This window comes from Exiguobacterium sp. A1_3_1, from assembly GCF_048985645.1.
Classification (GTDB): Bacteria; Bacillota; Bacilli; order Exiguobacteriales; family Exiguobacteriaceae; genus Exiguobacterium_A; species Exiguobacterium_A indicum.
The window spans coordinates 1-11,999 of record NZ_WBYY01000093.1 but is presented as its reverse complement, the minus strand read 5'-3'; the positions used below and the strand labels follow the sequence as shown (position 1 = coordinate 11,999).

Here is an 11,999-nt window from a genome sequence, read left to right as displayed (position 1 = left end):
GCGTCATTCTTTTTATTACGAGATAAGGGAGGCAGATCATCAATCTGCCTCCCTTATCTTTGTAGATACTGACTTTTGAGTCAGCCTCTTTTTAGCGTATCTTGATTACGATGGAATACCGCCGTAAATCAATGTCGCAATCCCGAACCAGCCGAATAAGACGACAGTCAGACCTGCGAATACGAGTGGAAACATTTGGCGTTTCTTAAGTGAACGAACGACGGCCCAAACGCCGACGAGTGCGACGAAGAAGAAAAGCCAACCGATTGGTTGATCCAAATGCATGACGTACTCCCCCTTAAACAATCACGTTATGAATTTCACGAAGATTTCACTTAAATCTCACTTTTTAGTTTATCCGACTGGCGGGATAAAGTCGAGAGGGCGTTGCAGGAACTTTCGACAATTTCGTGTATAGTAGGAGAAGAGTCTATTGTAAAGGGGTTTTATAGAATGGAAATCGTAATGATCACTTCCGGTATGGCATCTGAGAATGGTTATTTGTTATTTAAAGATAAGGAATGTCTCGTCATTGATCCGGGTACAGAAGATATGCGGTTTTTCGATGAGATTGAAAGTCGGGGAGCAACATTAAAAGCGATTTTGTTGACGCATGCGCATTTTGACCACATTGGTGGTGTGGATATGTTACGACGCTTCACGGAAGCCCCTGTCTACGTGCATCCGGAAGAAGCAGGATGGCTCGGTAATCCAGAATGGAATGGTTCAGCAAAATTCGGAATGCCACCGATGCGGATGAAACCAGCGGATCATTTGTTGCAACCAGGACGATTGACGATCGGTAGCTTTTCGATGCATGTACTTGAGACGCCAGGACACTCACCAGGAAGTGTGACGTTCTACTTTAAAGGAGAACGGATCGCGTTCGGTGGAGATCTCCTGTTCCAGCAAGGCGTCGGACGAACGGATCTACACGGTGGGGATCAAGACGTATTGATGCGTTCACTGGATCGACTCATCGCGGAACTACCGGCAGATACGACGGTTTATCCAGGGCATGGTCCGAGTACGACGATTCGTCAAGAAATGAAATCGAATCCATTCCTCTGACTAAAAAAACTCGCCATCCAAAAGGATGACGAGTTTTTTTCATTACATCTGGAAGTTCGACCAGTACGTAAAGACGATGAAAAATACAGTTAAGTAAGCTCCAAAGATATAGACATACGTTTTTTCAGTTAAGCGCAAGTAACCGAGCGCTGCAAAAAAGACAGTTTGTGCTAAGAAGACGAAGCCCATGACTAAAAATGAATCCGTATGCTCACTTGAGCTTGCATCGCCACCCAATGCGCCGATAAATGCCATGACTGCGATGATACCAGTCCAGAAACCGAGTACGCGGTACATTCTCCCCATTCCTATAACCCCCTAAATCCGACAGATAGTCAATATACGTACTTATTTTACCAAGCAAACAATCATCCGTCCATCCTGTTCTAGTGATTGTTAAGGAATAACTGTGAACAAAAGATGAAGTTTCAAAAAAAGTTGTACAATAGTTGTACAAAAGGTGTACAAAGTCAAATTGACGTGCTATAGTAACTGTAATGAAACCCCACACTTTGAGAGGAGGAGCAAAAATGACGAATGAGTTAGTCTTTTTCACATACCCAAGCTGTACATCATGTCGTAAAACGAAATCATGGTTAAAAGAGGAACATGTTGATGTAGAGGAACGTCATCTGTTCAGAAATGCTCCAACAGTTGATGAACTCATGGAACTGTTGAAATTATCGACGGATGGGATTGAAAGTTTGCTCGCAACACGCAGTCAAGCCTTCAAGGATCTCGGCATTGATATTGAAGACATGAAACTCAGTGAGTTATTACGCCTCATGAGTGACAATCCGAAATTATTACGCCGCCCAATCATCACTGATGGAAAACAACTTGTTATCGGATACGATAAACCAGGTCTTGAGACATTGGCGAAGCGTAAACATCGGACAATCGCACACGTATCGTAAAGAAGCCGGTTTGGTCGGCTTCTTTTTTTTGTGTATTGTTTGCGGTAGGGAGGTGAAGAGAAATGAAGGAATGGACGACACAACTCATGGAACGATTCGAATCACTTGGTGCAACAGATGTTCATTTCGTACCGAATGAAGCTTGCGTCCGAATAGTTTGTCGAACGGGTGATGGTTTGTGTGAACAAGAAGAGGTGGAACTGACACGTTACCGGACACTTGTCAGTCATGTCCGCTATGAGGCGAACTTAAAGGAACAGAATGAGCGGATTCCGCAAAGTGGTTTGTATCCGCACGGGAAAAAGGGCATGCGTGTCTCGTTGTTGCCGAGTCGACAAGGGGATGCGATGTCGTGGCGATTTTATCGATCAACGGTCTCTCAAGAAACAGCTTTACGAACGTTACACAATCAATTGGACTTCGCTTGGTTAGCTGAACAACGACACGGGTGTATCGTCATTTCTGGATCGACAGGTGCAGGAAAGACGACGATGTTATATTCCTTGATGAGTGCAATGGAAGAAAAGCGAATCATCTCGATTGAAGATCCGGTGGAATGTACGGTACCAAACGTCTTACAACTGGAACTAAATGAAAAGGCAGGCTTCACTGCTACGCGATGTTTTGAGGAAATATTGCGAGCGGATCCGGATTGGATTGTTTTTGGTGAGGTGCGGACGAGAGAGGCAGCACGTTTGACGATGAATGCCGCACTTAGTGGTCACGTCGTGTTATTTACGTTACACGCTGGAAGTATTGATGAGGCGCGATTGCGATTGCGTAGTTTAGGGATCGAAGAGTCAGAACTAGCTGTCTGTCAACGCATCATTCATCTCGAGCGAAAAGGAGAGGATGTCCGCTGTACCGTCAGAAACTTACAAGCCGCGATCAAAGTCGGTTCTTAAAACGATATCACCGTTTGTTATCAAAAGGCATTTCCGCGAAAGAGACGTTACTCATTTTAAAACGATTCGAGCGTCAGCCGTTCGCGGAAGTAGTTGGAGAAATGGAACAATGTCTTGAAAAAGGAGACTCCTTTGCAGCATCGCTTGAACCGCTTGCGTTAACGAATACCTTAAAACGACTTCTTTTCGTTGGAGAAAGGACAGAGCGACCATTGCTCGTTCTTCGCCAAATCGTGAAACTGCTCGACCTCGAAACAGAAATGCGATCGAAGTTTTGGAAGATGATTCGGTATCCGCTTGTTCTAGCGACCAGTCTATTTCTTCTGTTCTTCTTTTACGCCCTCTACGTATTTCCGTCTCTCCTCGAGATGTCGGACCCGAAGACTCTCCCCTCATTTCTGCATCTCCTTCTTCACCCCTCTGCGAAATATCTGCTCGCAAGTATTCCCGTTATTTTGTTGACCTCCGGGTACCTCTTTTTTCGCTTCTTTCCGTTAAACCGTATTTTACGACTGAAACCGCTACAGCGTTTGATTCGCCTCTACTACAGCTATTTATTCACGATCGAAGTAGGATCGTTCATCGATGCTGGCTTCTCGCTCGAAGAGACCTTTCGCCATCTAGAGCAAGGACAAGCGAATAAAAAAGGGCATCTCTATGCTCGTCTACATGCTAAACAACAGGCAGGGGAACCACTTGCAGAAGCGCTTGGCGAAGATGAGATCATCGAAGCCGAGACGATTGGAATCGTCCATTTGGCGCGGGAAAGTGGCGATCTTGGACCGTTATTGCTTGAACAAGCGACACTTTTGCATGAGTCGATGGAAGAGGAACTAGAGAAAAAGTTGTTATGGATAGAGCCGATTTTGTACGGTGGATTGACGATCATGACGGGAACGTTGTTTCTCATCTTGTATTATCCGATACAGCTAGCGATACAGCAGCTTCCATTCTAAACAGAGGAGACGATACGATGAAACAATTCTTAAAGCGACAGGATGGATTCACCTTACTTGAGATGGCAGCCGTCTTATTGATCATTTCGTTATTACTGCTCGTTTTGATTCCAACGATGACAAGTGGAAAGGACCAGGCGAAAGGTGTGAGTTGTGAGGCGAACATTCGAGTCATTCGGTCAGAAGTAAACCTTTACTATGCCAAAGAGAAGAAGTACCCAGAATCGCTTCAGACGATCAATCGCGGAACAGCTGATAAACCGAATGCTCTCGTCTGTGATCAGGAGACGTATACGTATGATCCGAAGACTGGCGAACTTACGAAGTGAACGTGGATTTACCTTATTTGAGATGACGGCGGTGCTGACAATCATTGCTTGTTTACTTGTTTTTTTATTACCGGCACTGTTTGAAAAACGACCGGACTGGATTCCGCTTGAACAAGAGGTTCGTCTGATGGAACAAGATATTCAGACACTTCGACTGATGCAGTACTCAAAGCAAGATCAATCATTGATGCAGTTTCGATTTCGAGGAGACGATGCAGGATATCTTGTCCTTGCGGATGACCGGTTGTTATGGCAACGGACATTCCAAAATGGTCATACGTGTACCGTTCCACCCTCGAATCGCATCATCTATTTTAAAAGCTATCACTCGATTTATGCAGCGACTTGGTCTTGCCGTTCGGCAACAGCCGAATATGAAATCAAATTCTTACTTGGGAACTATCAAATGACAATCCGTAAAGTGAGGTGAGAAGGATGCAGAACGAACGCCAAGCGGGCTTCTCTTTGCTTGAAGTGATGCTCTCGATCGTTGCAATCGGTATCTTTATGATGTTAGCGATTGATCCTTATCTCGATTTACGGACGAAACAAATGAAATGGGAACAAGAGACGGAACAGCTTGAGCAGATGGCGACGGATCAAGTTGAAAACCGAACAGCGTCCTATGTCCTGAAACAAGGAGAGTGGTGCAATGAAACGATGTGTCTTGCGAGCGGAATCCGGAATGACCCTTCTCGAACTCTCATTCGTCCTATGGCTGAGCCCACTTCTTCTGCTGGCAATCTTGACATTGACCCCTCTCGTTCGTCCGCCGGAAGTCAACCGAATGAATGAAAAATTGTTCTTTCATACCGTGGAACGACTGATGTGGCGTAGTACGATGTGTGAGCGCGTCGGAGACGAGATTCGTGGAATGGACGTCAATCCGGGAGAGACGGCTGAAAAGTGGCGTCTCGTCCGTGTGCAAGATCAACTGCGTCTCAAGAAAGAACAGGGAGGTGAACTGACATACGCCCGCGACGTCAAACACTATACCGTGACAGGGGATGCCGAGATTCTCTCGATTCAGTTGAACGACAGCAGACGTTCCTTCCGATGCGTCAGGAAGGATTCATCTTGATTCAAACGTTACTGTTACTTCTAGGAATGGGAGTCGTGCTCTTGATTTCTTGTCAGCAAATTGACGAAGAGATGCGGCATCATCAGTTAGAGCAAGAAGCCCTTCAACTCGAGTCTCTCATCCGAGCGGCGAAAGCAGATTGTACGAAGGACGAGACCCTCCGCTACCCAATCGGACAAGTCAGCTGTACAGCGACCGATAAAGGCTTTAAAATGGAAGCGAGATTAGAGAATGGTCAAAGAATCGAGGCGGTCGTCACACATGAGTAAGGTTTATTTGATTGGGTTTATGGGAACTGGTAAAACAGCCGTCGGACATCGATTGGGTTCACAATACGAGGTCGACGAACTGGATGAACGGTTCGAACAGGAACATGGACAAACGATTACCGCTTTTTTCGCTGAGCATGGCGAAGCAGGGTTTCGTACACATGAAAGCGAATTGTTGAAGAGTAGCAAAGCCGAAGTGGTCGTCACAGGTGGCGGGATCGTCGAACGAGAAGAGAACCGACTGTACATGCAGGAGTCCGGAACAGTCGTCTGGATCGATACACCCTTTGATTTGATTTGGGAACGGATCGCCGCTGATCCGAATCGTCCACTCGTGACAGAACGGGAACAAGTGAGACGATTGTTTGAACGTCGCTATTCCTTATATGCTGGAGTAGCTACTGTCCGACTTGAAGGAACGGCATCAATCGAAGAATTAACGCGTGCGATTGAAACTGTATTGGAGGAGAAGTCATGATTTGGATTACGTTAGGTATTATTTTATTGGCTATCATAGGACTCGTGTTGTTTGGATTCAGTCTTTACAAAAAGAAGCTGTCTCAGGATATTCGGCAGTTAAAACAACTGATGGAGCGCTTTACGATTCGTCAGCAAACCTTGCAGACGAACATTGATCATACGACGCAGCGAATCGATCAAATCAAAGGGAATATCAATCGAATCACTGAAGAAGGAAATCGTGTGAAGCAAGGAGCGAGCCAATTGGTGACGGAAGGTCGTCGACTCCAGGAAGAAATCAAACGAACTGCCGGAATCAAACAATTTTGAAATGGCTTTCATGGGAAGAATATGAAACAATAGGAGAGAAGGGACAGTGTCCTTTCTCTCTTTTTCGTATGTTCCTTTTTCCGAATAATACTAGATAATTATGATTTTAATTGGTAAGATGGATTTGAAAATGGAACATTAAAGAGAAGAGAGAGTGAAAACGTTCGTAAATAGGGGGATTTGTATGAGTCAAACGACATTGAAAAGAACACCGTTATTCGAAACGGTTTCGCAAACCGGTAAGATGGTGGATTTTGCGGGATTTGAAATGCCAGTTTTGTTTTCCTCGATTAAAGAAGAACACGTTGCAGTAAGGGAGAACGTCGGCATGTTCGATGTCTCGCACATGGGAGAACTGTTCGTCAGCGGACCGGATGCTCTGACGTTTTTACAAGCTACATTATCGAACGATATTTCAAAGATTGCGGTGGGGCAAGCGCAATATAACGTCTTATGCCAAGAAGACGGTGGGACAGTGGATGATTTACTCGTCTATCGTTTGGCAGAAACGGACTATCTTCTCGTCGTCAATGCTTCGAACATTGAAAAAGACGAACAACATTTACGTCACTATCTAACAGGGGACGTCACACTTGAGAATCAATCGGAACAATATGGTCAAATTGCTGTCCAAGGACCACGTGCGGAAGCCATCCTTTCCGGCATGACACCACTTGTCTTATCAGAGATCGGATTTTTCAAGTTCCAACAGGGGACGGTTGCAGGAGTGGAAATGATCGTCTCACGCAGTGGGTACACAGGGGAAGATGGGTTCGAACTCTACATGGCAGCTGGTGACGCACCTGCTGTCTGGCAAGCACTACTTGAGCAAGGTGTCGTACCATGCGGGCTCGGGGCACGTGACACATTACGGTTTGAAGCATGTCTTCCTCTTTATGGACATGAATTATCAGCAACGATTTCACCCATCGAAGCGGGAATGGGCTTTGCGGTCAAACCACAAGTCAAACCGTTCGTCGGTTCGGAAGTCTTGTTGCAACAGAAAGAACAAGGAGCACCGCGACGCTTGATCGGTCTTGAATTACTCGATAAAGGGATTGCGCGTCAAGATGCACCGGTTTGGCATGACGGGAAAGTCGTTGGTGTGGTGACGACAGGTACGTTGCCGCCGACAGTCGGAAAAGCGATTGCTTGGGCACTCGTTCCTGCAGAAGTAGCGGAACAAGAGCAATTTGAAGTGGAAGTACGCGGAAAACGTTTAGCAGCGAAACGAACAGCGACACCGTTTTATCGTCGCACGAAATAAGGGGGATATTTCTATGGATTTTCGTTATTTACCAATGACAGCAGAAGATGAGCAGGCGATGTTACAGACGATCGGTGCAGCATCAATCGAAGATTTACTCGCTGATATCCCGGCATCCGTCCGTGATAACGGTACATTGGAAGAAGTCGGCGTGCCACTTCCGGAAACGGACTTGATTCGGACGCTATCGAAGCTTGCCGACCAAAACATGAATACGAAACAATATCCATCGTTCCTTGGCGCAGGCATCTATGATCACTATGCACCTGCTGTCGTCAACCATATGTTACTGCGCTCAGAGTTTTACACTGCCTATACACCATATCAGCCAGAGATTTCGCAAGGTGAGCTACAAGCGATTTTTGAATTCCAATCGATGATTTGTGAATTGACAGGGATGGATGTCGCGAATTCTTCGATGTATGACGGGATCACGGCGTTAGCGGAAGCGGCCATGCTTGCGTGTGCTCATACGAAGAAAAAGACGATCGTTCTTTCAGACGGCGTTCACCCGGAAGCACACGATGTCGTTCGGACGTATGCGAACGGTCCTGGACTAAACGTCGAGACATTATCGCTTGAGCAAGGTGTCACACGGATCGATCAACTCGATGCCATCGAAGACGTCGCCTGTGTCATCGTGCAGTATCCGAACTTCTACGGTCGTGTCGAAGAACTACAAGCATTGGCCGATGCGACTCATGCACGTGGTGCGCTCTTCATCGTCTCTGCGAATCCACTGGCACTCGGTATCTTAGAAGCGCCAGGTAAACTTGGCGCTGACATTACGATCGGAGATTGCCAACCGTTCGGAATTCCACAAAGCTTTGGTGGACCGACATGTGGTTATTTCACGACGACAAAAGCGTTGATGCGTAAGATTCCGGGACGTCTCGTTGGACAGACCGTCGATGAGAATGGGAAACGCGGTTTCGTTCTGACGTTACAAGCACGTGAACAACACATTCGCCGTGACAAGGCGACATCTAATATCTGTTCGAACCAAGCGTTGAATGCACTCGCTGCTTCGATTGCGATGAGTGCACTCGGAAAACGGGGTATCCGGGAACTCGCGACACGTAACTTGCAAACGGCACATGCCTTAAAACAAAAGCTGAAACAGGCTGGCTTTACAATCGTTGACGATGGACCGAGCTTCAATGAATTCGTCGTTACGCTACCAATCGACGCGACACGTGCGAGTCAACAATTGCTCGATCACGGGATCATCGGCGGTTTGCCGTTAGGATCGTATGACGCGGCACGTCAAAATGAAATGCTTGTTTGTGCAACGGAATTACGGACGAATGAAGAGTTGGATCAATTCGTGACAGCGTTAGGGGGACTCACACATGAATGAGCAAACATTGATCTTTGAAATTTCTAAACCGGGTCGTATCGCCTATAGCTTACCGTTACCGACTGTCGATGAGGTGGCAGTAGAAGAATTGTTACCGACCTCGATGTTACGGAAGGAAGACGTGGCGCTACCGGAAGTATCTGAACTGGATCTCGTCCGTCACTACACGGCACTCTCGAACCGTAACCATGGTGTGGATTCTGGATTCTATCCACTCGGATCATGTACGATGAAATACAACCCGAAAATCAATGAAGATATGGCACGCCTCCCTGGGTTTGCACACATTCACCCGCTTCAACCAGTCGAAAGTGTCCAAGGGGCACTCGGTTTAATGTATGATCTGCAAGAAAAACTCGCAGTCATCACAGGAATGGATGAAGTGACGCTCCAGCCGGCGGCGGGAGCACACGGTGAATGGACAGGCTTGATGTTGATTAAGGCCTACCATCATGCACGTGGTGACTTTAAACGGACGAAAGTCCTCGTACCGGACTCGGCACACGGAACGAATCCCGCATCGGCATCAGTCGCTGGATTTGATACCGTGACGGTCTTATCGAATGAACGTGGTCTCGTTGATTTAGCAGACTTAAAGAAAAAAGTCGGTGACGATACAGCGGCACTCATGTTGACGAATCCAAACACGCTCGGTTTATTCGAGTCGGATATCGTCGAAATCGCAAAAGCGGTGCATGAGGCAGGCGGAAAACTGTACTACGATGGTGCGAACTCGAATGCGATCATGGGCATCGCTCGTCCAGGAGACATGGGCTTTGATGTCGTCCACTTGAACTTGCATAAGACGTTCACAGGACCGCACGGTGGCGGCGGACCAGGGTCGGGTCCAGTAGGGGTCAAACAAGATTTGATTCCGTATTTACCGAAACCGATCGTCCGCAAAGAGGAAGAGCGTTATGTCCTCGACTACGATCGCCCGGAAGCAATCGGTCGTGTCAAACCATTCTACGGTAACTTCGGCATCAACGTGCGTGCCTATAGCTATATTCGGACGATGGGTGGAGCAGGTCTCGCTCGCGTCTCGAAAGAAGCGGTCTTGAATGCGAACTATATGTTGGCTCGTCTCAAAGGTGCGTATGACGCGCCATACGACGTCTATTGCAAGCACGAATTCGTCTTGTCGGGTAAACGTCAAAAAGCACTAGGTGTCCGGACGCTTGACATCGCTAAACGTCTGCTTGACTTTGGATACCATCCACCAACGATCTACTTCCCATTGAACGTCGAGGAGTGTATCATGATCGAACCGACGGAAACAGAGTCGAAAGAAACACTCGATGCCTTCTGTGATGCGATGCTCCAGATTGCAAAAGAGGTCGAAGAGACACCGGATGTCGTCTTGAACGCACCACACACGACAATCGTCAAACGGATGGACGAGACACTTGCTGCTCGAAAACCGGTCTTACGCTACGAACCAAAACAAGAAGTACACGCATAAGCTATTTCATAAAAAAGAGGATTTCTCCGACGAAGGAGAGATCCTCTTTTTGCGATGAACGAAGCATTAGCTCCGTTTGATTTTTCCTGACCACTGCTTGAATCCGCCTTTTAACTGATACAGATTCGTATAGCCTGCTTTTTTCAAGACTTTTGCAGCCTGTGAAGAACGCATGCTACCTTGACAATACAAGTAAATCGGCATGTCTTTTCGTAATTCCTTCGAGCGCATCTTCATTTGGCTGACCGGGATGTTACGGGCACCGACGATGTGTCCACCTTTGAATTCCTGTGTTTCGCGAACATCGACGATTTGTGCTTTACGGTAGTTCGCACGGAATTCTTCTTGCGACAATTTCGTGATGCCTTTGACCGGCATGAAACGCCAAGCGATGTAGGCGATCAGCGCGACCCATAATACGATCGTAATGATAGTTCCAGTTTCCATATTCGACTTCCAACCCCTTCGTTCGTTTAACCTCTGTTTCATTATAGTCAACGAAATCGATTTCGGCAATCGACTCGTGATTGCGCGACCGAGAATGGGTTTGATACACTAAGACGGAAACGTTTTGGGGGTGCTCAAGTGAACAGAGAGTGGCAAGTGTTGACGACGCCGGCGATGGAGCCGGCAATGAACATGGCAATCGATGAAGCATTGATTCAGTTCGTCGGGCGGGGGGAGATCGCACCGACGCTTCGTTTTTACTCATGGGAACCACGCGGATTAAGTGTTGGTCATTTTCAACGGGCAACCCGTGATATCGATCGAGAGCGGATTGCAGAGCTCGGGATTCCGATCGTGCGTCGGATGACAGGAGGGCGCGCTGTCTTGCATGCAGACGAGTTGACGTACAGTGTCGTCATCCCGGAAGATACAGAAGGTTTACCACGCACGGTCATCGAAAGTTATCGGATGTTGACGGAAGGGATTCGCAAAGGATACCATCACCTCGGCATTCCGGTCGAATTTTCCGTTCCGTTGACGGAAGAGGAAAAAGAAGAATTACGGAAGCCGAAATCAGCCGTCTGTTTTGATGCAGCATCGTATTATGAACTCGCTGTCGGAAAACGGAAAGTCGCAGGAAGTGCACAAGTCCGCCATCAAGGCGTTGTCTTACAGCACGGTTCGGTCCCACTCTCTGTCGATGAAGGTGAATTGTTTGATTGTTTCTTGTATGATGATGAGTCGATGCGCGAGCGAATGAAAGCGCGTTTTTCAGGAAAAGCTGTCGCTTTGAATGAGCTAGCAGGTCGCGCTGTCGCATTTGACGAGGTACGAGAAGCGTTTACGAAAGGCTTCGAAGAGGCGCTTGATTTGTCGTTCGTTCCGTTGACGTTCACGAGTGAGCAGTGGCAGGAGATTGAGCGTCTTGCCGAGAAATACCGTAGTGATGAGTGGAACTGGAAACGCTAATGAATGAAATGGGAAGGTGATGTCGTGCCAACTCCGAGTATGGAAGATTATTTGGAACAAATTTATAAACTGATTGAAGATAAGGGATATGCCCGCGTATCGGATATAGCGGAGTCGTTAGGAGTTCACCCGTCCTCGGTCTGTCTCTTATACACATCTCCGAGCCCACGAGACTAA

At 47.2% G+C, this 11,999-nt stretch carries 18 protein-coding genes and 1 pseudogene; 16 read left to right on the top strand and 3 right to left on the bottom strand.

What is annotated here, in order from left to right; translation table 11 throughout:
• Nucleotides 1-105: 105 nt before the first annotated feature.
• A complete protein-coding gene (locus tag F8N00_RS10905) occupies nt 106-285 on the bottom strand; it encodes a DUF2759 domain-containing protein (RefSeq protein ID WP_023467553.1) in 180 nt (59 codons plus the stop codon).
• Between the two features lie 168 nt (nt 286-453).
• Here F8N00_RS10905 and F8N00_RS10900 point away from each other — a divergent pair, with 168 nt between their 5' ends.
• Nucleotides 454-1,071, top strand: coding sequence for an MBL fold metallo-hydrolase (locus F8N00_RS10900; protein WP_023467554.1), 618 nt, complete (start codon nt 454-456; stop codon nt 1,069-1,071).
• Nucleotides 1,072-1,113: 42 nt separating this feature from the next.
• On the opposite strand, the gene F8N00_RS10895 is transcribed toward F8N00_RS10900, so the two are convergent.
• Nucleotides 1,114-1,377 (bottom strand): DUF2626 family protein, encoded by a 264-nt coding sequence (locus F8N00_RS10895; protein ID WP_023467555.1) that lies wholly within the window; start codon nt 1,375-1,377, stop codon nt 1,114-1,116.
• A gap of 224 nt (nt 1,378-1,601) precedes the next feature.
• Here F8N00_RS10895 and F8N00_RS10890 point away from each other — a divergent pair, with 224 nt between their 5' ends.
• From F8N00_RS10890 to gcvPB, 13 genes are all read left to right on the top strand, one after another.
• Nucleotides 1,602-1,988: a Spx/MgsR family RNA polymerase-binding regulatory protein gene (locus tag F8N00_RS10890; RefSeq protein ID WP_023467556.1), complete on the top strand. Its 387-nt coding sequence runs from the start codon at nt 1,602-1,604 to the stop codon at nt 1,986-1,988.
• Between the two features lie 62 nt (nt 1,989-2,050).
• Entirely contained in the window at nt 2,051-2,893 is an 843-nt protein-coding gene (locus tag F8N00_RS10885) for an ATPase, T2SS/T4P/T4SS family (protein ID WP_336449193.1), read from the top strand.
• Nucleotides 2,894-2,907: 14 nt separating this feature from the next.
• Nucleotides 2,908-3,849 carry a type II secretion system F family protein gene (locus tag F8N00_RS10880; protein ID WP_023467558.1) on the top strand — a complete coding sequence of 314 codons (942 nt, stop codon included), beginning with the start codon at nt 2,908-2,910 and terminating at the stop codon, nt 3,847-3,849.
• Between the two features lie 17 nt (nt 3,850-3,866).
• Nucleotides 3,867-4,178, top strand: coding sequence for a competence type IV pilus major pilin ComGC (locus F8N00_RS10875; RefSeq protein ID WP_023467559.1), 312 nt, complete (start codon nt 3,867-3,869; stop codon nt 4,176-4,178).
• Complete coding sequence (locus F8N00_RS10870) at nt 4,147-4,608, top strand: prepilin-type N-terminal cleavage/methylation domain-containing protein (protein WP_421018197.1); 462 nt, start codon at nt 4,147-4,149, stop codon at nt 4,606-4,608. Before F8N00_RS10875 ends, F8N00_RS10870 begins: the two co-directional genes overlap by 32 nt.
• Before the next feature lie 5 nt (nt 4,609-4,613).
• The gene (locus F8N00_RS10865; RefSeq protein ID WP_023467561.1) at nt 4,614-4,973 is read left to right on the top strand and encodes a type II secretion system protein; all 360 of its coding nucleotides are present in this window, start codon (nt 4,614-4,616) and stop codon (nt 4,971-4,973) included.
• Nucleotides 4,966-5,259, top strand: coding sequence for a hypothetical protein (locus F8N00_RS10860; protein WP_023467562.1), 294 nt, complete (start codon nt 4,966-4,968; stop codon nt 5,257-5,259). Before F8N00_RS10865 ends, F8N00_RS10860 begins: the two co-directional genes overlap by 8 nt.
• Nucleotides 5,256-5,528 carry a hypothetical protein gene (locus F8N00_RS10855; RefSeq protein WP_231925701.1) on the top strand — a complete coding sequence of 91 codons (273 nt, stop codon included), beginning with the start codon at nt 5,256-5,258 and terminating at the stop codon, nt 5,526-5,528. The genes F8N00_RS10860 and F8N00_RS10855 overlap by 4 nt, the downstream gene beginning before the upstream one ends.
• Entirely contained in the window at nt 5,521-6,006 is a 486-nt protein-coding gene (locus F8N00_RS10850; RefSeq protein WP_421018196.1) for a shikimate kinase, read from the top strand. Before F8N00_RS10855 ends, F8N00_RS10850 begins: the two co-directional genes overlap by 8 nt.
• Complete coding sequence (locus F8N00_RS10845) at nt 6,003-6,317, top strand: hypothetical protein (RefSeq protein ID WP_023467565.1); 315 nt, start codon at nt 6,003-6,005, stop codon at nt 6,315-6,317. The genes F8N00_RS10850 and F8N00_RS10845 overlap by 4 nt, the downstream gene beginning before the upstream one ends.
• Nucleotides 6,318-6,501: 184 nt before the next feature.
• Entirely contained in the window at nt 6,502-7,584 is a 1,083-nt protein-coding gene (gcvT, locus tag F8N00_RS10840; protein ID WP_421018195.1) for a glycine cleavage system aminomethyltransferase GcvT, read from the top strand.
• Nucleotides 7,585-7,597: 13 nt separating this feature from the next.
• A complete protein-coding gene (gcvPA, locus tag F8N00_RS10835) occupies nt 7,598-8,944 on the top strand; it encodes an aminomethyl-transferring glycine dehydrogenase subunit GcvPA (RefSeq protein ID WP_023467567.1) in 1,347 nt (448 codons plus the stop codon).
• On the top strand, nt 8,937-10,406 hold the full coding sequence (gene gcvPB / locus F8N00_RS10830) for an aminomethyl-transferring glycine dehydrogenase subunit GcvPB (RefSeq protein ID WP_023467568.1): 1,470 nt from the start codon (nt 8,937-8,939) through the stop codon (nt 10,404-10,406). The genes gcvPA and gcvPB overlap by 8 nt, the downstream gene beginning before the upstream one ends.
• A gap of 66 nt (nt 10,407-10,472) precedes the next feature.
• Here gcvPB and F8N00_RS10825 read toward each other — a convergent pair whose 3' ends face one another.
• Nucleotides 10,473-10,853 (bottom strand): rhodanese-like domain-containing protein, encoded by a 381-nt coding sequence (locus F8N00_RS10825; protein WP_023467569.1) that lies wholly within the window; start codon nt 10,851-10,853, stop codon nt 10,473-10,475.
• A 138-nt stretch (nt 10,854-10,991) separates the two neighbouring features.
• Here F8N00_RS10825 and F8N00_RS10820 point away from each other — a divergent pair, with 138 nt between their 5' ends.
• Together F8N00_RS10820 and F8N00_RS10815 are read left to right on the top strand one after the other, a co-directional pair.
• Nucleotides 10,992-11,822: a lipoate--protein ligase family protein gene (locus F8N00_RS10820; protein ID WP_214769085.1), complete on the top strand. Its 831-nt coding sequence runs from the start codon at nt 10,992-10,994 to the stop codon at nt 11,820-11,822.
• 24 nt (nt 11,823-11,846) lie between these two features.
• A pseudogene (locus F8N00_RS10815) lies at nt 11,847-11,963 on the top strand (transcriptional regulator MntR); the annotation flags it as partial.
• Nucleotides 11,964-11,999: the final 36 nt, after the last annotated feature.

Bases quoted from the DNA above. Each gene is read 5' to 3' on its own strand.
- F8N00_RS10905 (WP_023467553.1), bottom strand. From the start codon at position 285: ATGCATTTGGATCAACCAATCGGTTGGCTTTTCTTCTTCGTCGCACTC.
- F8N00_RS10900 (WP_023467554.1), top strand. From the start codon at position 454: ATGGAAATCGTAATGATCACTTCCGGTATGGCATCTGAGAATGGTTAT.
- F8N00_RS10895 (WP_023467555.1), bottom strand. From the start codon at position 1,377: ATGGGGAGAATGTACCGCGTACTCGGTTTCTGGACTGGTATCATCGCA.
- F8N00_RS10890 (WP_023467556.1), top strand. From the start codon at position 1,602: ATGACGAATGAGTTAGTCTTTTTCACATACCCAAGCTGTACATCATGT.
- F8N00_RS10885 (WP_336449193.1), top strand. From the start codon at position 2,051: ATGAAGGAATGGACGACACAACTCATGGAACGATTCGAATCACTTGGT.
- F8N00_RS10875 (WP_023467559.1), top strand. From the start codon at position 3,867: ATGAAACAATTCTTAAAGCGACAGGATGGATTCACCTTACTTGAGATG.
- F8N00_RS10870 (WP_421018197.1), top strand. From the start codon at position 4,147: ATGATCCGAAGACTGGCGAACTTACGAAGTGAACGTGGATTTACCTTA.
- F8N00_RS10865 (WP_023467561.1), top strand. From the start codon at position 4,614: ATGCAGAACGAACGCCAAGCGGGCTTCTCTTTGCTTGAAGTGATGCTC.
- F8N00_RS10860 (WP_023467562.1), top strand. From the start codon at position 4,966: ATGAATGAAAAATTGTTCTTTCATACCGTGGAACGACTGATGTGGCGT.
- F8N00_RS10850 (WP_421018196.1), top strand. From the start codon at position 5,521: ATGAGTAAGGTTTATTTGATTGGGTTTATGGGAACTGGTAAAACAGCC.
- F8N00_RS10845 (WP_023467565.1), top strand. From the start codon at position 6,003: ATGATTTGGATTACGTTAGGTATTATTTTATTGGCTATCATAGGACTC.
- gcvT (WP_421018195.1), top strand. From the start codon at position 6,502: ATGAGTCAAACGACATTGAAAAGAACACCGTTATTCGAAACGGTTTCG.
- gcvPA (WP_023467567.1), top strand. From the start codon at position 7,598: ATGGATTTTCGTTATTTACCAATGACAGCAGAAGATGAGCAGGCGATG.
- gcvPB (WP_023467568.1), top strand. From the start codon at position 8,937: ATGAATGAGCAAACATTGATCTTTGAAATTTCTAAACCGGGTCGTATC.
- F8N00_RS10825 (WP_023467569.1), bottom strand. From the start codon at position 10,853: ATGGAAACTGGAACTATCATTACGATCGTATTATGGGTCGCGCTGATC.